Annotated in this window: 24 protein-coding genes; 14 read left to right on the top strand and 10 right to left on the bottom strand. The window is 72.7% G+C overall.

Annotation, left to right across the window (positions count from 1 at the left end; translation table 11 throughout):
• Positions 1–31 precede the first annotated feature (31 nt).
• Positions 32–850, top strand: coding sequence for a pyrroline-5-carboxylate reductase (gene proC / locus O7625_RS29035; RefSeq protein ID WP_145921025.1), 819 nt, complete (start codon positions 32–34; stop codon positions 848–850).
• A 12-nt stretch (positions 851–862) separates the two neighbouring features.
• The gene (locus tag O7625_RS29030; RefSeq protein WP_282343052.1) at positions 863–1855 is read left to right on the top strand and encodes an aminoglycoside phosphotransferase family protein; all 993 of its coding nucleotides are present in this window, start codon (positions 863–865) and stop codon (positions 1853–1855) included.
• On the opposite strand, the gene O7625_RS29025 is transcribed toward O7625_RS29030, so the two are convergent.
• Positions 1830–2117, bottom strand: a complete 288-nt coding sequence (locus O7625_RS29025; protein ID WP_282343051.1) for a hypothetical protein — start codon at positions 2115–2117, stop codon at positions 1830–1832. The two genes, O7625_RS29030 and O7625_RS29025, sit on opposite strands and share 26 nt — an antisense overlap.
• 203 nt (positions 2118–2320) lie before the next feature.
• On the opposite strand from O7625_RS29025, the gene O7625_RS29020 reads away from it, so the two are divergent.
• Both O7625_RS29020 and O7625_RS29015 read left to right on the top strand, forming a co-directional pair.
• Positions 2321–2839 (top strand): helix-turn-helix domain-containing protein, encoded by a 519-nt coding sequence (locus O7625_RS29020; RefSeq protein WP_282343050.1) that lies wholly within the window; start codon positions 2321–2323, stop codon positions 2837–2839.
• A gap of 10 nt (positions 2840–2849) precedes the next feature.
• A complete protein-coding gene (locus O7625_RS29015) occupies positions 2850–3419 on the top strand; it encodes a PIN domain-containing protein (RefSeq protein WP_282343049.1) in 570 nt (189 codons plus the stop codon).
• Positions 3420–3462: 43 nt separating this feature from the next.
• Here the strand turns inward: O7625_RS29015 and O7625_RS29010 are convergent, their stop codons facing one another.
• Positions 3463–4296, bottom strand: coding sequence for an exonuclease domain-containing protein (locus O7625_RS29010; protein ID WP_282343041.1), 834 nt, complete (start codon positions 4294–4296; stop codon positions 3463–3465).
• A gap of 528 nt (positions 4297–4824) precedes the next feature.
• Between O7625_RS29010 and O7625_RS29005 the strand changes: the two genes are divergently transcribed.
• Positions 4825–5178 (top strand): DUF2203 domain-containing protein, encoded by a 354-nt coding sequence (locus O7625_RS29005; RefSeq protein ID WP_282343038.1) that lies wholly within the window; start codon positions 4825–4827, stop codon positions 5176–5178.
• 457 nt (positions 5179–5635) lie between these two features.
• Here O7625_RS29005 and O7625_RS29000 read toward each other — a convergent pair whose 3' ends face one another.
• The 3 genes from O7625_RS29000 to O7625_RS28990 all read right to left on the bottom strand — a co-directional run bounded on the left by O7625_RS29000 (position 5636) and on the right by O7625_RS28990 (position 8430).
• Positions 5636–6583, bottom strand: coding sequence for a threonine/serine dehydratase (locus O7625_RS29000; protein ID WP_282343036.1), 948 nt, complete (start codon positions 6581–6583; stop codon positions 5636–5638).
• Between the two features lie 177 nt (positions 6584–6760).
• The gene (locus tag O7625_RS28995) at positions 6761–7570 is read right to left on the bottom strand and encodes a class F sortase (protein ID WP_282343034.1); all 810 of its coding nucleotides are present in this window, start codon (positions 7568–7570) and stop codon (positions 6761–6763) included.
• The gene (locus O7625_RS28990; protein ID WP_282343033.1) at positions 7567–8430 is read right to left on the bottom strand and encodes a DUF4397 domain-containing protein; all 864 of its coding nucleotides are present in this window, start codon (positions 8428–8430) and stop codon (positions 7567–7569) included. The genes O7625_RS28995 and O7625_RS28990 overlap by 4 nt, the downstream gene beginning before the upstream one ends.
• Positions 8431–8581: 151 nt before the next feature.
• On the opposite strand from O7625_RS28990, the gene O7625_RS28985 reads away from it, so the two are divergent.
• From O7625_RS28985 to O7625_RS28975, 3 genes are all read left to right on the top strand, one after another.
• The gene (locus O7625_RS28985; RefSeq protein WP_282343032.1) at positions 8582–9076 is read left to right on the top strand and encodes a GNAT family N-acetyltransferase; all 495 of its coding nucleotides are present in this window, start codon (positions 8582–8584) and stop codon (positions 9074–9076) included.
• 3 nt (positions 9077–9079) lie between these two features.
• Complete coding sequence (locus O7625_RS28980) at positions 9080–9646, top strand: GNAT family protein (protein ID WP_282343030.1); 567 nt, start codon at positions 9080–9082, stop codon at positions 9644–9646.
• A 149-nt stretch (positions 9647–9795) separates the two neighbouring features.
• On the top strand, positions 9796–10599 hold the full coding sequence (locus O7625_RS28975) for an SGNH/GDSL hydrolase family protein (protein ID WP_282343028.1): 804 nt from the start codon (positions 9796–9798) through the stop codon (positions 10597–10599).
• Positions 10600–10687: 88 nt separating this feature from the next.
• On the opposite strand, the gene O7625_RS28970 is transcribed toward O7625_RS28975, so the two are convergent.
• Positions 10688–11182 carry a glutathione peroxidase gene (locus tag O7625_RS28970; RefSeq protein ID WP_067313572.1) on the bottom strand — a complete coding sequence of 165 codons (495 nt, stop codon included), beginning with the start codon at positions 11180–11182 and terminating at the stop codon, positions 10688–10690.
• A gap of 145 nt (positions 11183–11327) precedes the next feature.
• Between O7625_RS28970 and O7625_RS28965 the strand changes: the two genes are divergently transcribed.
• From O7625_RS28965 to O7625_RS28950, 4 genes are all read left to right on the top strand, one after another.
• On the top strand, positions 11328–12950 hold the full coding sequence (locus tag O7625_RS28965) for a glycosyl hydrolase family 18 protein (RefSeq protein WP_282343026.1): 1623 nt from the start codon (positions 11328–11330) through the stop codon (positions 12948–12950).
• 158 nt (positions 12951–13108) lie between these two features.
• Positions 13109–13585 (top strand): hypothetical protein, encoded by a 477-nt coding sequence (locus tag O7625_RS28960; protein ID WP_067313577.1) that lies wholly within the window; start codon positions 13109–13111, stop codon positions 13583–13585.
• Between the two features lie 68 nt (positions 13586–13653).
• Positions 13654–15060 carry a 3-deoxy-7-phosphoheptulonate synthase class II gene (locus O7625_RS28955; protein WP_089004191.1) on the top strand — a complete coding sequence of 469 codons (1407 nt, stop codon included), beginning with the start codon at positions 13654–13656 and terminating at the stop codon, positions 15058–15060.
• A 25-nt stretch (positions 15061–15085) separates the two neighbouring features.
• Complete coding sequence (locus O7625_RS28950) at positions 15086–16105, top strand: GntG family PLP-dependent aldolase (RefSeq protein WP_282347129.1); 1020 nt, start codon at positions 15086–15088, stop codon at positions 16103–16105.
• A gap of 233 nt (positions 16106–16338) precedes the next feature.
• Here O7625_RS28950 and O7625_RS28945 read toward each other — a convergent pair whose 3' ends face one another.
• The gene (locus O7625_RS28945; protein WP_282347128.1) at positions 16339–17202 is read right to left on the bottom strand and encodes a deoxyribonuclease IV; all 864 of its coding nucleotides are present in this window, start codon (positions 17200–17202) and stop codon (positions 16339–16341) included.
• A gap of 20 nt (positions 17203–17222) precedes the next feature.
• The gene (gene pknB / locus O7625_RS28940) at positions 17223–19208 is read right to left on the bottom strand and encodes a Stk1 family PASTA domain-containing Ser/Thr kinase (RefSeq protein ID WP_067301903.1); all 1986 of its coding nucleotides are present in this window, start codon (positions 19206–19208) and stop codon (positions 17223–17225) included.
• 383 nt (positions 19209–19591) lie between these two features.
• Between pknB and O7625_RS28935 the strand changes: the two genes are divergently transcribed.
• Positions 19592–19981 (top strand): Rv2175c family DNA-binding protein, encoded by a 390-nt coding sequence (locus O7625_RS28935; RefSeq protein WP_282343018.1) that lies wholly within the window; start codon positions 19592–19594, stop codon positions 19979–19981.
• A 235-nt stretch (positions 19982–20216) separates the two neighbouring features.
• On the opposite strand, the gene O7625_RS28930 is transcribed toward O7625_RS28935, so the two are convergent.
• Together O7625_RS28930 and O7625_RS28925 are read right to left on the bottom strand one after the other, a co-directional pair.
• Positions 20217–21299, bottom strand: coding sequence for a polyprenyl synthetase family protein (locus O7625_RS28930; RefSeq protein ID WP_282343016.1), 1083 nt, complete (start codon positions 21297–21299; stop codon positions 20217–20219).
• Positions 21300–21380: 81 nt separating this feature from the next.
• The gene (locus O7625_RS28925; protein WP_282343014.1) at positions 21381–21617 is read right to left on the bottom strand and encodes a GntR family transcriptional regulator; all 237 of its coding nucleotides are present in this window, start codon (positions 21615–21617) and stop codon (positions 21381–21383) included.
• A 603-nt stretch (positions 21618–22220) separates the two neighbouring features.
• On the opposite strand from O7625_RS28925, the gene O7625_RS28920 reads away from it, so the two are divergent.
• Positions 22221–22463: a hypothetical protein gene (locus O7625_RS28920; RefSeq protein WP_282343013.1), complete on the top strand. Its 243-nt coding sequence runs from the start codon at positions 22221–22223 to the stop codon at positions 22461–22463.
• The last annotated feature ends 33 nt before the right edge of the window (positions 22464–22496 follow it).

The raw sequence follows: 22496 nt of genomic DNA, 5'->3' as shown, positions 1-22496 counted from the left end.
GGGACCGGACGAACGGGACGGAAGGGTGACAATGGGGTCGGCGAGGCACACTGTCGCGGTGATCGGGGCGGGAAAGATCGGCGAGCTGATGCTCTCCGGGCTGCTGCGGTCCGGCTGGCCGGCACAGCGGCTACTGGCCACCGCCCGCCGTCCCGTCCGGGCCGAGGAGCTGGCCACCCGGTACGGCGTACGGGTGGTCGACAACCTGACCGCCGTCGACGAGGCGGCGGTGCTGGCGATCGCGGTGAAGCCCCAGGACGCGGGCGTCCTGCTGGACGAGATCGGCCCCAAGGTGCCGGCCGACAAGCTGGTCGTCTCGCTCTGCGCCGGGCTGCCCACCAGCTTCTTCAGCCGTCGGCTGCCCGAGGGCACGCCGGTGGTCCGGGTGATGACCAACACCCCGGCCCTGGTCGACCAGGCGATGAGCGCCATCTCGGCCGGCGCGCACGCCACCGGCGAACACCTGGCCCTGGCCGAGGAGATGTTCGCCCCGCTCGGCGCGACCCTGCGGGTGCCCGAGTCGCAGCAGGACGCGGTCACCGCGCTCTCCGGCTCCGGCCCGGCCTACTTCTACCTGCTGGTCGAGGCCATGATCGACGCTGGCATCCTGCTCGGCCTGCCCCGGCAGGTGGCGCACGAGCTGATCGTGCAGACCGCGATCGGCTCGGCCATGATGCTGCGCGACTCCGGCGAACACCCGGTCAAGCTCCGCGAGGCCGTCACCTCCCCGGCCGGCACCACCATCTCCGCCGTCCGCGAGCTGGAGAAGCACGGGGTACGCGCGGCGCTGCTGGCGGCGCTGGAAGCCGCCCGCGACCGCGCCCGCGAACTCGCCGCCCAGGCCGACTGAGGTCACCGACCGATGTCGGACGGGAGATCGAACGACATTCCCGATCTTGGTCCACCACCCGAACGCATAGTGGTCGACGCGGACCAGGTGCGCCGGCTCGTCGCCGCCCAGTTCCCACAATGGGCCGGCCTCCCGGTCGAACGAGTCGCCAACGGCGGCTGGGACAACTGGACCTTCCACCTCGGTCCGGGGATGTCGGTACGCCTGCCGAGCGCACTGGAGTACGCCGAGGCGGTCGACAAGGAACACATCTGGCTTCCGGTGCTCGCCTCTCAACTCCCGTTGCCCATCTCCACGCCATTGGCGAAAGGCGAACCCGGCGAGGGCTATCCGTACCCGTGGTCGGTCTGCCGATGGCTCGACGGTCAGACCGCGCGGAGGGACCGCATCGCCGACCCGGTCCGGTTCGCACTCGACCTGGCCGAGTTCGTCGCGGCACTGCAGGACATCGACGCCGCTGGCGGCCCTCGCCCCGGCAGGCACAACTGGTACCGGGGTGGCACGCTGCGTACCTACCATGAGCAGGCCAGCCGAGGACTCAGGGCGCTCGGCGGTCGTATCGACACCGGCCTGGCCGACGAGATCTGGGAATGCGCTCTGGACGCGGGTCCCAACGGTGTGGAGCGCTGGTTCCACGGTGACCTCGCGCAGGAGAACATTCTCCTCGATGATGGGCACCTGGCAGGGATCATCGACTTCGGCACCTGCGGCGTCGGCGATCCTTCCTGTGACCTGGCTGTCGCTTGGACACTCCTGACCACCGACGGCCGACGGGTGTTCCGGGAGCGGCTGCCCGTCGAGGACGCGACGTGGGCGCGCGGCCGTGGCTGGGCGCTCTGGAAGACGCTTGTCACCTATGCCAACGCGCCTGACGACAGCGAAGTGGCGGCGAACTCACGGAGGATCCTCGACGAGATCTTCGCCGAGTACACCGACAGCGAACAGCCGGTGAAGCCCCGCACCGACCGGGCGACGCGGCCTACCCGGCCGCCGCCGATGCCTTGAGAACCGGGATGGCGTCGATCTTCTCTGAGCTGAGGCTTTCCCAGTAGATGCCCCTCGGACGCTGCCGTCGCCGGCACTCGATCACCTCATCCGGAGTGATGATCAGATCGAGGCCGAAATCGTGCGATGACTCGGGGAGCGGCCCGTCAACGACCTGCAACGGATGGACCGTCGTTGCGAGGATGGTGGACGGGCCGACCAAGCCGGTCTCGGTGAGTAAGCCGACTTCGATGTCTGAGTGGTCCGCGCCGAGGCGCAGCACGGCCGGGTGGTCGACTACCTGGCCGGGTGCTGCGGGCGCTCGACGTGCCGGCCGGTGCGGTGGACGCGGCCCGGCGGGCCTTCGCCGACGAGGCCGGCGCGTGACCGCCGGCTCGCGGCTGCGGTTGCTCGCCGCAGGGGTCCTGGCCGAACACATCCACCTGCCGACCGAGCCCGTCGGCCAACCCTATCGTTTTTTTCGCTTTGGCGAGTATCGTGGTGACGGGATCGATGACGCCGGAGGGTCTTGTGACGGTGGTACCAGCAGGCGGATCGGCGCCCAACGGTGACGAGTTGCGGCGCTTCGCCCGGCGGTCGCTGCGGGGGCGGCGGCTGCAACTGATCGTCGATGGCGGAGAACCGGTCGACGTGCCGTCCGTGGTGGGGGAGGCCCTCGCCGAAGTCGTGTCGATCCTCGGTCGCGGGCGGCCGGTGCGGGTGATGGCGGAGAACGTCGAGCTGTCGACCGGGGAGGCCGCCGCGATCCTGGGCGTGACCCGTCCGACGGTGGTCAAGCTGATGAACGATGGCGTGCTGCCCTACACCCGCCCCAACTCCAGCCGCCGGGTCGCGTTGCACGATGTGCTGGCCTACAAGGAGCGCCGGTCGAGAGCGCGCCGTGAGGCCCTGGACGAGTTGACGGCCGACGCGATCGACATGGGCGTCTACGACGAGGCGATCCGGCGCGGTCGCCAGCAGCCAGCCGACCAACCGGACGAGTGACCGTCCGCTGATGACCGTCGCCGTGCTGGACGCCTGCGTCCTCGTGCCCAGCGTCCTCGCCGACACCCCGCTGCGCTGCGCCGAGCAGGAGCTGTACCGCCCGCTCTGGACGCGGACGATCCTCGACGAGGTTCGCCGGAACCTGCCGCCGTCTGTGCTCGGTGCCAAGGCCGAACGCAGGGTCGAGGTCATGCGAGAACACTTCCCGACAGCGATGGTCTCGGGGTATGAACCTCTCATCGCCGAGATGACCAACGATCCCAAGGATCGCCACGTGCTCGCCGCCGCCGTCGTCGCCGACGCGGAAGTGATCGTCACCGCCAACCTTCGCGATTTCCCGGACCACGCGCTGGCACCGTACGCCATCGAGGCGCTGCACCCGGACGACTTCCTCTGCCTGCTGCTGGACGACGACCCGGAACGAATCGCGGACATCGTCGTGCAGCAGGCGGAGGCCACCGGGAGAGGTGGACGGCCGAAGCTCAGTGTGGACGACGTCCTGAGCGGTCTGGCCGGTTGCCGGGCGATCCGGTTCGTGCACCGGGTCTCTCGCCAACTCGCCGAAGGTCGTTGGCCCTGACCTGTTTCGATCCGGTGCGGACTGGCGGCTGAGAAGGGGTGGCCTATCGGCGACGCCGGGTCTCCAGCGGCCACTCCAGGCTGACCCGCTCGTCGCGGCCCTGCCGGTCGAAGTACTCCTGGAGGTTCCGCTTCTGCCCGGCGTACCAGGTGACCTGCGCGCGGTGGAGGTCGTCGGGGAGCATCCGGGCGATGCGTTCGTGCCGGGCCGCGATCGCCGCGGCCAGCGCGACGGCGGCGCGGGCGTCGCTCGCGGCCTCGTGCGCGGAGCCGGCGTCCACCTGGTAGTACCGGCACAGGTCGCCGAGCTGCCGGCTGCCGTACCGGTGGGGTTCGACCTCCTGGTGCAGGATCGAGGGGTCGATGACGACGGCACGGTCCCAGTCCAGCGACGGCAGGGCGTGCCGGGCCAGCTCGGCGTGCAACGTCGTGACGTCGAAGTGGGCGCAGAAGGCGACCAGCGGCGTGCCCTCGGCGATCACCTTCCCGATGGCCGCGCCCAACTCGGCCAGCGCCTCGCCGGCCGGCCTTCCGGTGCTGCGCACCATCTCGTCGGTGATGCCGTGGATCTCGGTGGTGCGGGGCGGGATCGGCACCCCGGGATTGACGAGCCACCGCCTGGTCGTGCCATCGGAGTGCACCAGGGCGGCGGAGACGATGCGGGCGTCCAGCGGCTCGTCCCCGGTGGTCTCGATGTCGAAGCCCACCATCGGCAGGTCGTGCCACCCGCGGTGGGTGCCCGGCGGCGGCGCCACCTCCACCGGCACACAACCGTCGTGGTACGTGGTCCAGCCGGCACCGACCCTGAGCGCCTGCCCGGCCCCGGCCTCCACCCGCCGTCGGCACGTGCCACAGCTACCGGGGAACTTGTTGATCACGATGGGACTCCTGGTTCGGTCGTGCGGATGCCCCCGACGGACACGGGTGCCGGGGGTGGGACGCGAGGGGTCGCGCCCCAAGATCCTTGATCACCGGTCCCGTCGTCCACACCCGCCGGCCGGATCACCCTATGACCCTTGTGGACTGTCGGCTCCGGCCGCCCGCCGGTCGCGCCCCGCAGCCGGCCGACACCGACAGCGACGCGGGCAACTCCGGTGACGACAAAGCGACACGGCCACCCGACTCCCCGGTGACACGGTGACACGGTGGTGCACGACACCCGGCCCGGTGCGGTGGTGACGTGGCGGTGTATGAGACCCGGCCTGTTGAGGCGGTGACGCGGTGGTGCATGAGACCCAGCCTGTTGAGGCGGTGACGCGGTGGTGCATGAGACCCGGCCCGGTGATGCGGTCACCCGGTCACCCGGTCACCCGGTCACGTGGCGGGCGGCCCGGCACCGGCCCGCAGGGTCGACCGAAGCCGGCGACGGGTCGGTACGAAAGGCGCGGGTGCTCCATACTGGCCCGGTGTTCACTCTCGCCCAGGCGCGGTACCTGGTCGCCACCCTGCAGCCCCGCATCGACGAGCTGATCGGCATCCGGGCCGACCTGGCTGAGCTCCGGGCCGACCTGGCCGGTCCCGGCATGTCGGCGCTCGGCGGCCGGGCCGAGGTCAAGGCGCTGGAGGCCCGGTTACACGGGGTGCTGGAGGAGCTGAACTCGCACGACATCCAGGTCAAGGGGATCGCCCCGGTGCTGCTCGACTTCCCCGGCGAACGCGAGGGCCGGGCGGTGCTCTGGTGCTGGCTGGAGGGCGACTCCGACGTGCGCTGGTACCACCGGGTCGAGTGCGGCTTCGCCGGCCGCCGCCCCATCCGCTAACCCCACCCAGCCCTGCACACCCCACCCCCACCCCTGCCCCGCCCCGCGCACCCCACCCCGCACACTCCACCTCACCCCGCACACTCCACCCCGCACACCCCACCCACCCACCCACCCCACCGCGTCGATCATGGAGTTGTGGGGGACGCGAAAGTGGTCATAACCTCGCGAAATTGGCACCAGAACTCCAAGATCGCGCGTGACGCTCGAACTCAGGGCGGGCCGCGCCGGGGCCGGGGGTAGCCGGGCGGCCGTATCGGAGCTGGTCGGGCCACACTCGGAGGTGGGTCGGGTCGGAGGGCGCCGTAGTCAGGCCAGGTCGCCCTGGGTCGGGCCGGAGCCTTCCGGGCCGCGTGTGAGCTGGGCTGGTGGGTGCGTCGGAGTCAGGGCGGGGCCGCGCTGAAGCCAGCCGGGGGCGGGGTGCGGGGTGCGGGGGAGGGCGGTGTGGAAGAGGGGATCAGGGGAGGGTGGACAGCAGGGCGGGGGAGACGTTGCCGCCGCTGAGTACCAGGATCGTCCGGGTACCCGGGGCAGCGGTCACCCGACCGGTACGCAGCGCGGCGAGGGTGACCGCCGCCGCCGGTTCGAGCAGTAGCCGGGTAGCCGCCATCAGCTCCCACCAGGCGGACCGGATGTCGGCCTCGGTAACCTCGACCAGATCGTCCACCAGTTCCCGGACGTGGGCCAGGGTGAGCCGGCCGGCGAAGGGGGCGGCCAGTCCGTCGGCCATCGAGACCGGTCGGGTCGCCGGGGTGGCGCCGTCGCCGCGGAGCGCGTACCCGACGACGTTGGCGGTGGCCGGCTCGACGCCGACGATCCGGGCCGTCGGGACGGCCGCCCGGACGGCGGTGGCCACCCCGCTGATCAGCCCGCCCCCGCCGACCGGGACCAGCACCAGGCCCGGCGGCGGGCCGTCGGCCAGCAGCTCCCGTCCCAGGGTGGCCTGACCGGCGATGACGTCCGGGTCGTCGAACGGCGGCAGCAGGTGGTAGCCGCGTTCGGCGGTGATCTGCTCGCAGGTGGCGAGCAGGTCGTCGGTGAGCACCACCTCGCCACCCCAGCGGCGGACCGCCTCGATCTTGGTGGGTACCGCGTTGGGGGGCATGCAGACGACGGTGGGCAGACCGAAGCTGCGACCGGCGAAGGCCACGGCCATGGCGTGGTTGCCGGCGGAGAAGGCGGTCAGCCCGGCGGGGACCGCCTGCCGCTCGGCCAGGGCGAGCAGCGCGTTCAGCGCGCCCCGGACCTTGAAGCTGCCGGTGTGCTGGAGGTTCTCCGCCTTCACCGCGATGTCGAGCCCGTACTCGTCGCTGAGCTGTGGACAGGGCAGCAGGGGGGTCCGGACGATCCGTCCGGCGAGCCGGTGTTCGGCGGCCAGGACGTCATCCACGCTGGTCAGTCGCACTGCCGGAGCCTAGCCGACCGGCCCGGGGTCAGCCGGCGGCGGAGCGGGGAAGTGCGTCGGCCGGCGGTGGAGGGAGTCGGCCGGCGGCGGGGAAAGGAGTCAGCTGGCGGTGGAGCAGGGGAGGGGGTCGGCGGGCGGTGGAGCGGGAAAGGAGTGAGTCGGCGGCGAGGGAGAGGGTCAGTCGGCGGCGGTGCGGGGGAGGGGATCGGCCGGCGGGTCGGCGACCGCGAAGACCACCACGTTGTCCCGGTAGTGCCGCACACGCCGGTCGAAGTCGCCGCCGCAGGTGATCAGCCGCAGCTCGGGGCCGGGCGTCGGGCCGTACACGGTGGCGGTGGGAAAGGCGTCCTTGGGGGTACGCAGCGCGCCGGTGACCCGGAACGTCACCCGGCGGTCGCCGCGCCACACCTCGATCCGGTCGCCGGGGCGCAGTTCGCCGAGGCGGGCGAAGACGGCCGGGCCGCGCCGCGAGTCCAGGTGGCCGGCGATCACCGCCGGTCCGGGGTCGCCCGGTGCCGGCCCGCCGCCGTACCAGCCGGCCCTGGTGAAGTCGGCCGGCGGGACCAGGGTGCCGGCCCGGTCCAGGCCGAGCGCGGTGAGCGTGGAGTCGACGCCGATCCGCGCCACCCGTACCCGGGTGGGTGGCGCGGGCGCGGTGCGGAGGGCGCCGGCCCCGGTGGCGCAACCGCCGGTGCAGCCGGGCCGCCACTCTCCGGACCCGGCGGCGGGGCCGCTGCCGTCCATCGGGTCGGAGCCGACGGCCGGGTCGGAGCCGGCGGCGGGGCCGTTGCCGTCCACCGGGCCGGAGTCGGCGGCGGGGTCGGAGCCGGCGGCCGGGCCGGAGTCGGCGGGGCCGAGTCGGGTGTCGGTGGCCAGGCCGACACCGGTACCGGCGGCGAGGCAGAGCGCCACCCCGAACGCGACCAGGGCGGTGGCCGGTGCCGGCCGGGCGCGGTGCCGCCGGATCGCGAAGCCGGGCCTGGTCACCAGACCGGTCGCCGCCGACGCCGCACCAGCACCGTCGTGCCCACCAGCACGGCCCCCGCGGCCAGCCCGCCGGCCACCTTCGGGTACGTCCCGAGCCCGCCGACGGTCAGGCCGCCGGCCCCCGCCGGCACCCCGCCGGCCGGGGCGACCCCACCGTCGCGGGCGTCCTCGCGCAGCTCGGTGGTGAGCCCGCCCCGCTTGCCGTCGAGCACCAGTAGCGAGTAGACCCGCCCACCGGCGAGGGTCACCTCGGCGTCGGTGGTCGGGCCGCTGCCACCGCCGAGGCGCAGCCGCCAGCGGCCCGGCTCCATCTGGTGGTAGTCGGTGGTGGTGGCGAACCGGACGTCGTCGGCGATGGTCGGGCCGTCGTCGGCCGCCACGTCGACCACCGGGGCGCGTACCGAGGCCTGCACGATCCGTACCTTCGCCTGCCCGGCCGCCGGGGCGCTGAGGTCGTCGGCGAGCACCCGCAGGCCCAGGTCGGCGTACCGGCCCACCCCGGCCACCGTGTACGCCCGGCCGGCGTCGACGGCCACCTCGGTGGTGAGCACCGGCGGCTCGCTGGCCGGGGCGCCGGCCTGCCGCATCGCCACCGCGTACCGGCCGGCGGCCAGGGGCAGGTAGCGGGAGACGACGCCGTAGCCGACGGCGGGGAAGACCTGCGGCGTCCCGTTGCCGGCGGCGGAGAGGTAGACGTCCACGGCCGGGGTGTCGGGGGAGAGGTGGGCGAGCCGGACGTAACCGACGTCCCCGGCCGCGGCGACGGCCGGTGCGGCACCGCTCACGGCCACCGCCGCGCCGAGCAGGAGGGTGCCGGCGGCGGCGAACAGCCGGCGCGGCGCGGTACGGAGCTGGGGCATCTCGCCTCCGAAGTGGTGTGTCGGTCCGGTCCCGACCTCCAGCGTCCCGTGAGCGGGACTGGATGGCAAGCCGGACACCTGCGGAACCCGCCGGTTCCGATCAGCGTGTCTCGGTCGGTGACCCCTGCGGAGTATCCGGTACCGTCCGTTCGTGATCAACGTTCGACGGGCCGTGGTGGCCGACGCCGGGGAGATCGTCCGCCTGCGTGGGGTGATGCTGGCCGACATGGACCAGATGGCTCCCGCGCCGGGCCCCTGGCAGCAGGCCGCCCGGGAGGTGCTCCACCACCGGCTCGCCGAACCGGCCGACCTGATGGCGGTCTTCGTCGTCGACGACCCCCGCCGACCGGGCGCCCTGGCGGCCTGCGCGACCGGGACCATCGAGCAGCGCCTGGGCGGTCCCGACAACCCCGACGGGCTGATCGGGTACGTCTTCAACGTGGTCACCGAGCCGGCGTACCGTCGTCGCGGTTTTTCCCGGGCCTGCCTGGAGGCGCTGCTGGACTGGTACCGGCAACGCGGGGTGGGCAGGGTCGACCTGCGGGCCTCGGTCCCGGGCGAACCGCTCTACCGGTCCCTGGGATTCGTGCCCACCTCGGGGCCGACGCTGCGGTTGAGCCTGCCGGTGCCGGCCGGGCGGGGCTGACGGGTGTTCGCGTCGCCGCTGACCGACGCCGCCGAGCTGCGCCCGCTCTCGCCGTGGCACGCGGAGGAGTTCCTGGCCCACCTGGATCGGGCCCGGACGCACATCGCCCCCTGGGTCGGCGCGTCCTTCGTGGCCACCGACCTGGAGTCGGCCCGCCGGGTGCTGCGCCGGTACGCCGAGAAGTGGGCGGCCGACGCCGGTGGCATCTGGGGGATCTGGGCCGGGGGCACCCTGGTCGGCGGGGTGATGTTCGTGTCCTTCGACCCGGTGTCGGGGGTGGCCGAGGCGGGCTGCTGGCTGGAGCCGGCCGCCGAGAGGCGGGGTCTGGTGACCCGGGCGGCCACCCGGATCGTGGACTGGGCGATCCGGGAGCGCGGCATCCACCGGGTCGAGTGGCGGACCAGCGTCGGCAACGTCCGCAGCGTGGCGGTGGCCCGCCGGCTCGGGATGCGGCACGAGGGCACCCTGCGCGAGGCCGTGCCGGGTCCGGCGGGTCGGGTCGACGTCGAGGTGTGGGCGGTGCTGGCGGGGCAGTGGTCGCCGACGGGCGGCCCACGGGCGTCGGCGTAGCCGCGGACGTCGGCGTAGCCGCGGGCGGTCGTCTGCGGGGGTGCCGGTGCGGGGTCGCCGGACCCCTGTTCCACATCGATGTCCTTCCCAAACTCTGCATCGAGTGATATCTATCTCACACCACCACTTCCAGCCCCCAGGAGTGCGACGTGCGGAGATCCCGACTCGTGTCCCTCGCCGTGAGTCTCGCGGCATCCATCGGCGTGACCCTCGGCGTGGCGGTGCCCGCCCAGGCGGCCCCCTCCGACCGGTACGTGGCCCTCGGCGACTCGTACGCCTCCGGCGTCGGCGCCGACAGCTACACCTCCGAGAGCGGGGCCTGCCAGCGCAGCACCAACGCCTACCCGGCGCTGTACAACACCAACGTCAAGCCCGCCTCGTACAAGTCGGTGGCCTGCTCCGGGGCGACCACCACGGACGTGGTCAACAACCAGCTCTCCGCACTGACCTCGACCACCACCCTGGTCAGCGTCACCATCGGCGGCAACGACGTCGGCTTCACCTCGATCATGAGCACCTGCGTGCTCCAGGGCGAGTCCCAGTGCGTCGCGGCCGTGCAGGCCGCCGAGAACAAGGCCCGCGCGGAGCTGCCGAGCAAGCTGGCCACCGTCTACCGGGGAATCCGGTCCCGCGCGCCGTCGGCCCGGGTGGTGGTCGTCGGCTACCCGGTCTTCTATCAGCTCGGCACGGTCTGCGTGGGGCTCACCGCGACCTCCCGCGCGAAGATCAACGAGGGCATCAACCTGGTGGACGACCTCACCCGCACCGCCGCCACCTCGGCCGGCTTCACCTTCGCCGACGTCCGGTCCGTCTTCGTCGGTCACCAGCTGTGCAGCTACGGCGAGAAGTGGCTGCACGCGCTGAACTTCGTCAACCTCGGTGTCTCCTACCACCCGACGGCGGCCGGCCAGTCCGGCGGCTACTACCCGGTCTTCCGCTCCGCGGCGGGCTGACCCACCACCAGCGGCCGGGCCGCCGGCGGATCGATCGCCGGCGGCCCGGCCGCTGGTGTTTCCGGTCGTCGGCGCTGCCACCGCATCCTCACCGGCCGGCGGGCAGGACCTTGTCGATCGCCGCGCGCAGCTCGGCCGAGTCCGGGGTGACCGTGGGCGCGAACCGGGCGGCGACCGTGCCGTCCGGGGCGACCAGGAACTTCTCGAAGTTCCACCGGACGTCCCCGGTGTGTCCGTCGGCGTCGGGGGTGTCGACCAGCGCCGCGTAGAGCGGGTGCCGGGCCGGGCCGTTGACGTCGACCTTCTCGGTCAGCGGGAAGGTGACCCCGTAGTTGACCTGGCAGAACTCGCCGATCTCGGCCGCCGTGCCGGGTTCCTGCCCGGCGAACTGGTTGCACGGCACCCCGAGCACCACCAGCCCCCGGTCGGCGTACTCGGTGGACAGCTCCTGGAGGCCGGCGTACTGCGGGGTGAGCCCGCAGCGGGAGGCCACGTTCACCACCAGCAGCGCCCGCCCCCGGTAGCCGGCCAGGTCGACGGGTCCGCCGGTCAGGGCGTCGATCTCGATGTCGAAGACGGTCATGCCGCGAGGCTACGCGCCCGTGCGCCCCACCTCGCCCGACCGGGCCGGCGAATCGACGGATACGCATCTTGACGAAGTGATGACGGTGTGAGTAGCGTCTCCCCATCGATTTGGAAAGTTTCCTAACTGTTTGAGGAGGCGCCCCATGAAGAGATCCCTCCGCCGCGCCCTGTGGGCCGGCGCGGTCGTCGCGCTGACCGTGGCGGCGGTACCGGTGACCTCGGCGTTCGGCGCCGGAAGCGTTACCGCGACATTCGCCTCGGCGCAGGACTGGGGGACCGGCCACGAGGGCCGGGTCACCGTCGCCAACGGCTCCAGCGCCAGCGTCAGCACCTGGCGTATCGAGTTCGACCTGCCGGCCGGCACCACCATCAGCAGCTTCTGGGACGCCGACGTCACCAGCAGCGGCAACCACTACGTGGCGGTGAAGAAGAGCTGGGCCGGGCCGCTCGCCCCGGGGGCCAGCTTCAGCTGGGGCTACAACGGCACCGGGCCGTACAAGGCCCCGCTGAACTGCACGATCAACGGCGCGTCGTGCGGCGGGGGCACCCCGCCCACCACCACGAAACCGCCGACGACCGCCCCGCCCACCACCGCCCCGCCGACCACGCCGCCCCCGACGACCCCGCCGCCGACCACCCCGCCGCCCAGCGGGGACAAGAAGGTCGTCGGCTACTTCGCCGAGTGGGGCGTCTACGGGCGCAACTACCACGTCAAGAACATCGCCACCAGCGGCTCCGCCGCCAAGCTCACCCACATCCTGTACGCCTTCGGCAACACCACCGGCGGCCGGTGCACGATCGGGGACAGCTACGCCGACTACGACAAGGCGTACACCGCGGCGGACAGCGTGGACGGCGTCGCCGACACCTGGGACCAGCCGCTGCGCGGCAGCTTCAACCAGCTGCGCAAGCTGAAGAAGATGTACCCGCACCTCAAGGTGATCTGGTCCTTCGGCGGCTGGACCTGGTCGGGTGGCTTCACCCAGGCCGCGCAGAACCCGGCCGCGTTCGCCGACAGCTGCTACAACCTGGTGGAGGACCCGCGCTGGGCGGACGTCTTCGACGGCATCGACGTCGACTGGGAGTACCCCAACGCCTGTGGTCTGAGCTGCGACAGCAGCGGCCCGAACGCGTTCAAGAACGTGATCTCCGCGCTGCGGGCCAAGTTCGGCTCGTCGGCCCTGGTCACCGCGGCGATCACCGCCGACGGCAGCAACGGCGGCAAGATCGACGCCACCGACTACGCCGGTGCGGTGGGCAACCTCAACTGGCTGATGCCGATGACGTACGACTACTTCGGCGCGTTCAACGCGCAGGGCCCCACCGCCCCGCACTCGCCGCTCACCTCGTACACCGGGATTCCGCAGCAGGGCTTCAACTCCGACGCGGCGATCCAGAAGCTCAAGTCCAAGGGCGTCCCGGCCAGCAAGCTGCTGCTCGGCATCGGCTTCTACGGTCGCGGCTGGACCGGGGTGACCCAGGCCGCCCCGGGCGGCACCGCCACCGGCGCGGCCCCCGGCACCTACGAGGCGGGCATCGAGGACTACAAGGTGCTCAAGAACACCTGCCCGGCCACCGGCACGATCGCCGGTACGGCGTACGCCAAGTGCGGCAGCAACTGGTGGAGCTACGACACCCCGGCCACCATCGGCGGCAAGATGACCTACGCGAAGAACCAGGGCCTCGGTGGCGCGTTCTTCTGGGAACTCTCCGGTGACACCGGCAACGGCGAGCTGATCGGCGCGATCAAGGGCGGTCTCGGCTGAGCCGAGCACCGACACCGCACCCGTCCGGCGGGGAGGGACCAGCAATCCGGTCCCTCCCCGTCGGCGTGTCCGCGTCGTCACGGGTTGCCACCCCACCGGTGCGGTGTGGCAGACTCGCCGCTCGGCAACCGGTCGACATGTCGCATCCCGGAGGACGTATGGACGCCAGACTCCGCGCCGCGGGCGTCGTACCGCTGGCCCTGTCGCTGTTCACCCTGCTCGGCTGCGGCTCGACCGGGGACGACGGGGCCGAGGGGACGCCGGAGCGGGTGCCCGCCCAGGAAGCGTCCGGCAAGGCCCGCGAGCGGGTCCAGGCGTACCTCGACGCGATGACCGCCAAGGACCCGGCCGCCGGCCGCAGCCAGCTCTGCGCGACGATGCACGCGGGTTTCGACGCCGCCGCGACCGGGCCGAACGGCGACTTCGCCGACCACTTCAAGGTGTCCCGGGCGACCATCACCGACATCCGCACCGGTGCCCAGGGGCAGGAGGTCAGCACCACCGTGACCGCTTCGGCGGGGACGCGGAAGACCACCCGCCCGCTGCTGTTCACGGTCACCCGGGACGGCGCGGACTGGTGCATCGCGGGCGAGGAGCCCGGTGGACACAGCCCTGAGCCGTCGGTCACCCCCTGACCTCCCAACTGCCGGAACCGCGCCCCTCGCCGCCCGGCCGCCCGGACCGTCGCCGTACGCTTTCTCCCATGCGCCATGAGTGGCATCAGCTGAGCTACCCCGCCGTGAGCAGCCCCGGGCTGCAGACCAGCCGCCCCACCGTCGACTCCGCCGAGGACGCCGCCCTCGGCCTCGACAGGTGGCGTGAGCTGCCCCGCCAGCAGACCCCGCCGTGGTCCGACCCGGCCCAGGTCGCCGAGGTGTGCAAGGTGCTCGACACCGTGCCGTCGGTGGTCGCGCCCTACGAGGTCGACCAGCTCCGGCGCAAGCTCGCCCTGGTCTGCGAGGGCAAGGCGTTCCTGCTCCAGGGCGGCGACTGCGCCGAGACCTTCGCCGACAACACCGAGAGCCACCTGCTGGCCAACGCCCGCACCCTGCTCCAGATGGCGATCGTGCTCACCTACGGCGCGTCCCTGCCGGTGGTGAAGGTGGCCCGGGTCGCCGGCCAGTACACCAAGCCCCGGTCGCTGCCGACCGACGCCCGGGGCCTGCCCGCCTACCGGGGCGACATGATCAACGCGCTGGAGGCCGACCCGGCCGCCCGGGTCGCCGACCCGCAGCGCATGATCCGGGCGTACGCGAACTCGGCCGCCGCGATGAACATGCTCCGCGCCTACCTGGCGGGTGGGCTGGCCGACCTGCACGCGGTGCACGACTGGAACAAGGGCTTCGTGAAGAACTCCCCGGCGGGGGAGCGCTACGAGGCGATCGCCCGGGAGATCGACCGGGCCATCGCGTTCATCCGGGCCTGCGGGATGACCGAGGACGACGCGCTGCGTACCGTCACCCTCTACTGCTCGCACGAGGCGCTGGCGCTGGAGTACGACCGGGCGCTGACCCGGGTCTCCGACCGCCGGGCGTACGGGCTGTCCGGGCACTTCCTCTGGGTCGGCGAGCGGACCCGGCAGCTCGACGGCGCGCACATCGACTACATCTCCCGGATCGCCAACCCGATCGGGGTGAAGCTCGGCCCGACCACCAGCCCGGACGAGGCGATCGAGCTGTGCGAGAAGCTCAACCCGGAGAACATCCCCGGCCGGCTCACCCTGATCAGCCGGATGGGCAACCACAAGGTCCGCGACGCGCTGCCGCCGATCGTCGCCAAGGTCACCGCCGCCGGGGCCAAGGTGGTGTGGCAGTGCGACCCGATGCACGGCAACACCCACGAGTCCTCCAACGGCTACAAGACCCGGCACTTCGACCGGATCGTCGACGAGGTGCTCGGCTACTTCGAGGTGCACCGGGGGCTGGAGACCCACCCCGGCGGCATTCACGTCGAGCTGACCGGCGAGGACGTCACCGAGTGCCTCGGCGGCGCGCAGGGCATCGAGGACCTCGACCTGCCCGACCGGTACGAGACCGCCTGTGACCCCCGGCTGAACACCCAGCAGTCGCTGGAGCTGGCCTTCCTGGTGGCGGAGATGCTGCGTGGCTGACCACCCGACCGGCGGCGACACCCCGCTGGTGGACCTGCGGTCCGACACGGTGACCCGACCGACCGTCGGGATGCGGGCGGCGATGGCCGCCGCCGAGGTCGGCGACGACGTGTACGGCGAGGACCCGGCGGTCAACGCGCTGGAGGCCGAGGTCGCGGCGCTCTTCGGGCACGAGGCGGCGCTCTTCGCCCCGACCGGCTCGATGGCCAACCAGATCGCCCTCCAACTGGTCGTCCCGCCCGGCGACGAACTGCTCTGCGACGCCGACGCGCACGTGGTGACGTACGAGGTCGGCGCGGCGGCGGCGTACGGCGCGATCTCCTCGCGGACCTGGCCGGCGGTGGGCGCGGACCTCGACCCGGGCGTGGTGGAGGCGATGATCCGGCCGGACGGCTACTTCGCGGTGCCGACCCGGGCGATCGCCGTCGAGCAGACCCACAACCGGGGCGGCGGCGGGGTCATCCCGTTGCCGACCCTGCGGGAGCTGCGCCGGGTCGCCGACACCGCCGGCCTCGCCCTGCACTGCGACGGCGCCCGGATCTGGCACGCGCACGTCGCCGACGGGGTGCCCCTGCAGGAGTACGGCGCGCTCTTCGACACGCTGTCGGTCTGCCTCTCCAAGGGGCTCGGCGCACCGGCCGGCTCGCTGGTGGTCGGCAGCGCCGCGCAGATCGCCCGGGCCCGGGTCCTGCGCAAGCGGATGGGTGGCGGCATGCGGCAGGTCGGGGTGCTCGCCGCCGCCGGCCGGTACGCCCTGACCCACCACCTCGCCCGGCTCGCCGACGACCACGCCCGTGCGGCCCGGCTCGCCGAGGCGCTCGCCGGGTCCGGGGTGCTCGCCGGGCCGGTGCGGACCAACATCGTCCCGCTGGACCTGACCGGGCACCGGCTCGACGCCCGTGCCCTGGCGACCGCCGCCCGCGCCGAGGGGGTGCTGCTGTCGGTCCTCGGCCCCCGTACCGCCCGCCTGGTCACCCACCTCGACCTCGACGACGCCGCCATCGACCACGCCGCCAAGATCCTCCCCCACCTCCTGACCCCCTGACCCTCTCCCGCTCCCTCCTCGCTCTTCCCCTCCCGCCCACCGCCCTGCGCGGGTTGATCAAGAGGTTTGCGTCGCCCTGTCCGCGTTGATCAAGAGGTTTGCGTCGCCCTGTCCGCGTTGATCAAGAGGTTTGCGTCAACTTCGATCTTCACGTTGACCTGAACCTCTTGATCAACGCTGAATCTCTTGATCAACGGGGGAGCCAGGGGAGGCTGCGGGGAGAAAGGGTGGATTTAGGGGGTTTGGAGGCGGTTGAGGGTGGTGATGTCGGTGGCGTGGCCCTCGTGTTTGTCCGAGGGGGTCTCCACGACGACGGGGATGCCGGCGGTGGCCGGGTGGGCCATCAGCTCGGCGAAGGCCGGTTCGCCGATGCCGCCCTTGCCGATGTTCTCGTGCCGGTCCCGGGTGGAGCCGCACAGGTCCTTGGAGTCGTTGGCGTGGATCAGCTTCAGCCGGTCCGCCCCGACCGTGGCGACCAGGGCGTCCAGGGTCGCCGTCATGCCACCCTCGGCGGCCAGGTCGTGCCCGGCCGCCCAGGCGTGGCAGGTGTCGAAGCAGACGCCCAGCCCCGGGTGCCGGTCCACCGCGTCCAGGTAGGGGCCGAGGTGCTCCACCCGGGAGGCCAGTGACCGGCCGCCACCGGCACTCGGCTCCACCAGCAGCAGCGGACCACCGGCGGCCATGGTCTCGTCCAGCAGCGGCAACAGCGACTCGCGTACCTGCCGCAGGGCGGTCTCGGCGTAACCGGCGTCGACCGCGCTGCCGGCGTGGAACACCACCCCCCGGGCCCCGATCGCCCGCCCCCGGCGCAGCGCGTGCGCCAGCGTCTGCGCGGACTTCTCCACCGTCGCCGGGGTGGGCGAGCCCAGGTTGACCAGCAGCGAGGCGTGGATGTAGACGGGCACCCCACGGGCGGCGCAGCCCGCGGCGAAGAGCGCGTCCTGGGCCGGGTCACCGGGCGGCAACGCCCAACCCCGCGAGTTGGAGACGTAGACCTGCACCACCCGGGAACCGGTCGCGTCCACGTACGGCAGGGCCGCCCTGGCCAGCCCGCCCGAGGTGGGGGTGTGCGAACCGACCGGCCGGAGCGGGCTCACCGGCAGCCCGCCGGGGCGACTCACAGGCAGCCCAGGGTGACCGGGGTGCCGGGCGGCACCTGGGAGTTCTCGCCCGGGTTCTGGAACCGGACGATGCCGTTGGGGTTGAACTGGACGTTCACCGTGAAGCCGGCCCCCTCCAACTGCTGCTTGGCCTGCTGGCAGGGCAGGTCGACCACCCGGGGCACGGTCACCTGCGGCGGACCCTTGCTGACGTCCAGCTTGACCTTGGTGCCCTTCTCCACGCCCGCGCCGTCGGCCGGACTCTGCCCGAGCACCTCGTCGCGCGGCTTGTCGGACTCCTTGTACGTCTCCACCGCCACCAGCCCGAGCTGGGACAGCGCGGTGCGGGCGTCGCCGAGGCTCTTGCCGACCAGATCCGGCACCGTGACGGGGGCCCGACCCCGGCTCAGGATGACGGTCACCTTGGTGCCCGGTTTCACCTCGGTGCCCACCTTGGGGTTGGTGTCCACCACCACCCCGGCCGGCAGGTTGTCGTCGTAGCGGGGGCTGCCCTTGGCCACCACCAGCTTCGCGCCGGTCAGATCGGCCTCGGCCAGGTCGAACTCCTTGCCGACGACGTCCGGCACCGGGAACCGCTCGGGCCCCAGGGAGAGGGTCAGCGTGATGGTGCCGCCCTTGAGGATCTTGGCAGCCGAGCCCGGGTCCTGGGCGACCACGCCGTCGCGGGGGATCTTCTCGTCGTACCGTGGTTCGGCGAAGGAGAGCCGGAACCCGGCCCGGTCCGCCTGGGCCTGCGCGTCGGCGCGGCTGAGGTTCACCAGCTGCGGGGCGACCGTGTAGCGGCCCACCCCGACCCACCAGCCCCCCATCGCGGCGAGCAGGCCGATCACCACCACGGCCGCCGCCACCGACAACCGGCCGCGCGGGGTGCCCATCACCCGGGTACGCAGCTGCGCGAACCGGGAACCCAGGGCGGCATCCTCGACGGCCCGGCGTCGGTGCGGGCGCTGCGGGGCGACCGGCTCGGGCAGCCGGGCCCAGGTCGGCCGGTTCACCGGGCTGACCGCGGCCACCACCATCGTCGGCTGGGCCACCGCCGGCAACTCCTCGCCCACCCGGCCCAGCACGGCGGTGTGCGCGTTCGGGTTGCCCAGCTCGTCCCGGGCCACCTGCACCTCGGCCAGCAGCGCGCCCGCGTCGGCCGGGCGGGCGCCCGGATCCCGCCGGGTCGCCCGGCCGACCAGCTCGTCGAGCACCCGGGGCAGGCCGGGCACCAGGATCGACGGGGCCGGGACGTCCCGGTCGACATGCTGCCAGGCCACCTCGACCGGGCGGTCCCCGTCGTACGGAACCCGACCGGTGAGCATCTCGAACAGCACGATGCCGGCCGAGTAGACGTCGGTCCGCGGGTCGGCCTGCCCGTCGGTGACCAGCTCCGGCGCCACGTACGCGACGGTCGCCATCAGCTGGTTGCCGTCGCCCTCCTCGGCGCTGGCCTCCACCGCGCGGGCCAGGCCGAAGTCGGCGACCTTGACCACGCTGTCGACCAGGTTGGCCACCCCGCCGGTGGGCGCCTCGGCGACCAGCACGTTCTCCGGCTTGACGTCCCGGTGGACCAGCCCGGCCCGGTGTGCGGCGGCGATCGCGGCGAGCATCTGCTCCATGATCGCCAATGCCTCATCGGGGTTGAGCCGGCGGCGTTCGGCCAGCACCTCGCGCAGGGTGCGGCCCCGGACGTACTCCATCACCAGGTAGGGCAGCCCCTGGTGGGTGCCCTGGTCGTAGACGGCGACCACGTTGGGATGGGTCAACCGGGCGATGGCCTTGGCCTCGTCGGTGAACCGGCCCGGGAATCCCGCCAGTCGGGACCGCGCCTCGGTGGCCTGGGACGGGTGGATGATCTTCACCGCGACGGTGCGTTCCAGCCGCTCGTCGGTGGCGGTGTACACGGTCGCCATGCCACCACGGGCCACGCGACCGCGAATGCGGTAGCGCCCGTCGAGCAGCGAGCCCAGCAACGTGTCGGCGACCTGTATGTCCATCGGCAGGGAGTCTATGTGTCCTGAGGGTGAAGGTTGAACAGGATGCTACAGCCGGGTTCCGACCCGACCGACCCGCCGCACTGATCCGGGCACGGCAGCGCGCTGCCCGACCGCACCCCACCGGCACGACGGGACGCCGCCGCGCGTGCCTCCGGCGTGCGGTCGGGTCGTGTCGGGCGGGTGCCGCCGGGTGCCGCTGCGCGTGCCTGGGCCGGGGCACCGCCGGGAGTACGGCCGTGTGACGCGGGATGCCGTTGCGGGTGCGGCCGGGTGGTGTGGGGCGTGTGACGCGGGGTGCCGTTGTGGGTGCGGCCGGGTGGTGTGGGGTGTGCGACGCGGGGTGCCGTTGCGGCTGCGGCCGGGGGACGTGGCAGGGTGGTCCGGTGACCGATTCCGTACCCGCCGACCAGTCCGTCGGCAGTGAACTCGCCGGCCCCGGCGACCCGGCCGACTGGCTGAGCCTCCCCGACGTCGCCGAGCGGCTCGACCTGTCGATCAGCAAGGTCCACCAGATGATCCGGGACCGCGAGCTGATCGCGGTGCGCCGGGACGGCGTCCGCCGGATCCCCGCCGACCTGGTGGCCAACAAGACGGTGCTCAAGCACCTGCCCGGCGTGCTCAACCTGCTCGCCGACGCCGGGTACGACGACGAGGCCGCGTTGCGCTGGCTCTACCAGCACGACGACACCCTCTCCGGTGGTAACGGCGCGGTCACCCTCGGCGGCGACCACGCCCGCGAGGTGAAGCGCCGCGCCCAGGCCCTCGGCTTCTGACCCTTCCCGCCGTCCCGCCTCCCCTCCCCCCCGTCCCGCCTCCCCTCCCGTCCCAGAGCCGGCCCCCTGAAGTCACGAGACCACAGCACGATCAAGAGGTTCAGGTCACCTGCCGGCTCATCTCGTGACCTGAACCTCTTGATCAACGAGGTTCAGCGCGGGGTGGAGTGGGGCGGCGGCGTAGGGCGGGGCGGCGGCGTAGGGCGGCGCGCGGGGGAGTGGGGACGGGGCGGGGTCAGTCGGCGCGGCGGGTGGCGGCGATGGCCAGGTCGACCAGGGCCTGTCGGGCCTCGGTGTCGAGGTCGACGCCGGCCAGGGCGGCCAGGGCGGCGTCGGTCAGGGTGACGATGCGCTGCTCGGTACGGGCCAACGCGCCGGTGGCGCTGATCAGCTCGCGGAGCCGGGTCACCCCGTCCTCGTCCAGCGCCGGGTCACCGAGCCGGCCGAGCAGCAGCTCCCGCCCCGCCCGGTCGGCGACCTCCACCGCCGCCGCCACCAGGTAGGTGCGCTTGCCCTCGCGCAGGTCGTCGCCGGCCGGTTTGCCGGTCTGGGCCGGGTCGCCGAACACCCCCAGCACGTCGTCGCGGAGCTGGAACGCCTCGCCGAGCGGCAACCCGTACGCCGAGTAGGCGGTGCACACGTCCGCGGACGCGTCGGCGAGCGCGCCACCGAGCAGCAGCGGCCGTTCCACGGTGTACTTGGCCGACTTGTACCGGGCCACCTTGCCGGCCCGCTCCAGCGAGACCTCGCCGGTCGCCTGGGTCAGCACGTCCAGGTACTGCCCGACGGTGACCTCGGCGCGCATCTCGTCGAAGACCGGCCGGGCGCGGGCCGCCGTGCGCGGGTCCAGCCCGGCGGAGTGCAGCATCTCGTCGGACCAGACCAGGCAGAGGTCACCGAGCAGGATCGCCGCCGCGTCGCCGAAGCCGTCCGGATTGCCGTTCCAGCCGGTCGCCCGGTGCCGGGCGGCGAACCGCCGGTGCACCGCCGGCTCGCCGCGCCGGGTGTCGGAGCGGTCCATCAGGTCGTCGTGGATCAGGGCGCTGGCCTGGAAGAACTCCAGCGCGGCCAGGGCGGTGACCACCTGGTCGGCGTCCACCCCGCCGGCGCCCCGGAACCCCCAGTACGCGAACGCCGGGCGCAGCCGTTTGCCGCCACCGAGCACGAACCCCTCGACCGCCTCGGCGACCGGCGTGAGGGCCTCGTCGATGCCGGCCATCCAGCTGCGCCGGCCGGCCAGGAACTCGGTCAGGGCCTTGTCGACGCGCTGCCGCAGGCCGGCACGGTCGACGGGGGAGACGGGAGCGGCGTGGGTCACGCCCCGACGCTAGCCGGTCGCCACCGTCGCCGCCGCACCAGCGCCCCGGCGCGTCGGCCCGGCGGGCGGACGCCCGTCGGGTCACTTCTGCTCGGCGACCCACGTCCCGCGACCGGCGAACGTCAACACCAGCCCGCGTTCGCGCATCAGCTTGACGGCCGCTCGTACCGTTCCGCGCGACACGCCGTAGGTCTGTTGCAGGTAGGCCTCGCTCGGAATCGGTTGCCGAGGTTTGAGCGTCCCGTCTTCGATCTGTTTGGCGAGTAGGTCAGCCAGTTGTACGTAGAACGGCACTGGCGACATCTCATCGATGCTCATGGTCGGACCTTAGGAACGACGAACACGACAATCTCGACCAGCTACGTACAGCACAGCATTGTCCGTGCAGCTCGTTCTAATGCGTGCTGTACGGGCCTGTACGAGTGGAACGAGCTGGGCTACCCTCGGTGGCAATCCGCAAACCGTCAGCACTGGGGAGAAGTCTTGTGTCCCGTTGGAAGTGGTTTCACCGGCCGGCCAGAGCCGTCGACATCGTCCAGAAGCCGGCACCCACGCGAGAAGCTGTCGTTTTCGCTCGGCGCGGCCCTGTCCGGTGCTGGCCGGCGGCGGGCGATCGGTCGACGACGAATCATGCGCCCAGCCGACGCGCCGGAAACGGCGTACGGCCCAACCGGGGCTCCTGGCCCCGTGGCTGACAGGTGCCTGCCGAGCCGAGAGGGACCGGGGCCGGCGGCCTCGCCGGGCTGGGCCACCCGCCATGGTTGAGGCGGGGTCGGAGCCACCGTTCGCTGTGCTCATGGCCGGCTACGTGGTCGACTTCCACCATCGCAGCGTCTGCTCTCGGTGTCGGCCCGACGGCTCCTGCGTGCGCCTGACGCAGGCCGGCGAGACGCTACGTGCCTGGCGGGACAGGAAGAACCGGTGAGGGCCGGAGACGCATTCGACGTGACCAGGGCCGCGAGTGTCCAGTTCCTCAAGCCCATCCGTTTCCGGCTGATCCGCGTGCTCGACTGGCCTACGTACGACGGGTGGGTATGGCTCGACGGCTATCAACTGGACGCGAGGGGGGACGCTGTGTCGCGCCGGAAGATCTTCGTGCGGAGGGACGGTCTTCGCCCCGCCGTTCCGATCCGGGCCACCGGCAAGAGGACGAGGCGCGGTTAGCGTGACCACCACCCCGGCGCGTCACTGCGGGGC

The sequence above is a fragment of the Micromonospora sp. WMMD714 genome (assembly GCF_029581315.1).
In the GTDB taxonomy this organism is placed as follows: Bacteria; Actinomycetota; Actinomycetes; order Mycobacteriales; family Micromonosporaceae; genus Micromonospora; species Micromonospora rifamycinica.
The sequence above is the reverse complement of the archived record's forward strand: the minus strand, read 5'-3'. Positions and strand labels throughout refer to the sequence as shown.

What these genes read in the sequence shown, in the direction of transcription:
- proC (WP_145921025.1), top strand. Translation starts at nt 32, where the DNA reads ATGGGGTCGGCGAGGCACACTGTCGCGGTGATCGGGGCGGGAAAGATC.
- O7625_RS29030 (WP_282343052.1), top strand. Translation starts at nt 863, where the DNA reads ATGTCGGACGGGAGATCGAACGACATTCCCGATCTTGGTCCACCACCC.
- O7625_RS29015 (WP_282343049.1), top strand. Translation starts at nt 2,850, where the DNA reads ATGACCGTCGCCGTGCTGGACGCCTGCGTCCTCGTGCCCAGCGTCCTC.
- O7625_RS28990 (WP_282343033.1), bottom strand. Translation starts at nt 8,430, where the DNA reads ATGCCCCAGCTCCGTACCGCGCCGCGCCGGCTGTTCGCCGCCGCCGGC.
- O7625_RS28970 (WP_067313572.1), bottom strand. Translation starts at nt 11,182, where the DNA reads ATGACCGTCTTCGACATCGAGATCGACGCCCTGACCGGCGGACCCGTC.
- O7625_RS28965 (WP_282343026.1), top strand. Translation starts at nt 11,328, where the DNA reads ATGAAGAGATCCCTCCGCCGCGCCCTGTGGGCCGGCGCGGTCGTCGCG.
- O7625_RS28960 (WP_067313577.1), top strand. Translation starts at nt 13,109, where the DNA reads ATGGACGCCAGACTCCGCGCCGCGGGCGTCGTACCGCTGGCCCTGTCG.
- O7625_RS28955 (WP_089004191.1), top strand. Translation starts at nt 13,654, where the DNA reads ATGCGCCATGAGTGGCATCAGCTGAGCTACCCCGCCGTGAGCAGCCCC.
- pknB (WP_067301903.1), bottom strand. Translation starts at nt 19,208, where the DNA reads ATGGACATACAGGTCGCCGACACGTTGCTGGGCTCGCTGCTCGACGGG.
- O7625_RS28925 (WP_282343014.1), bottom strand. Translation starts at nt 21,617, where the DNA reads ATGAGCATCGATGAGATGTCGCCAGTGCCGTTCTACGTACAACTGGCT.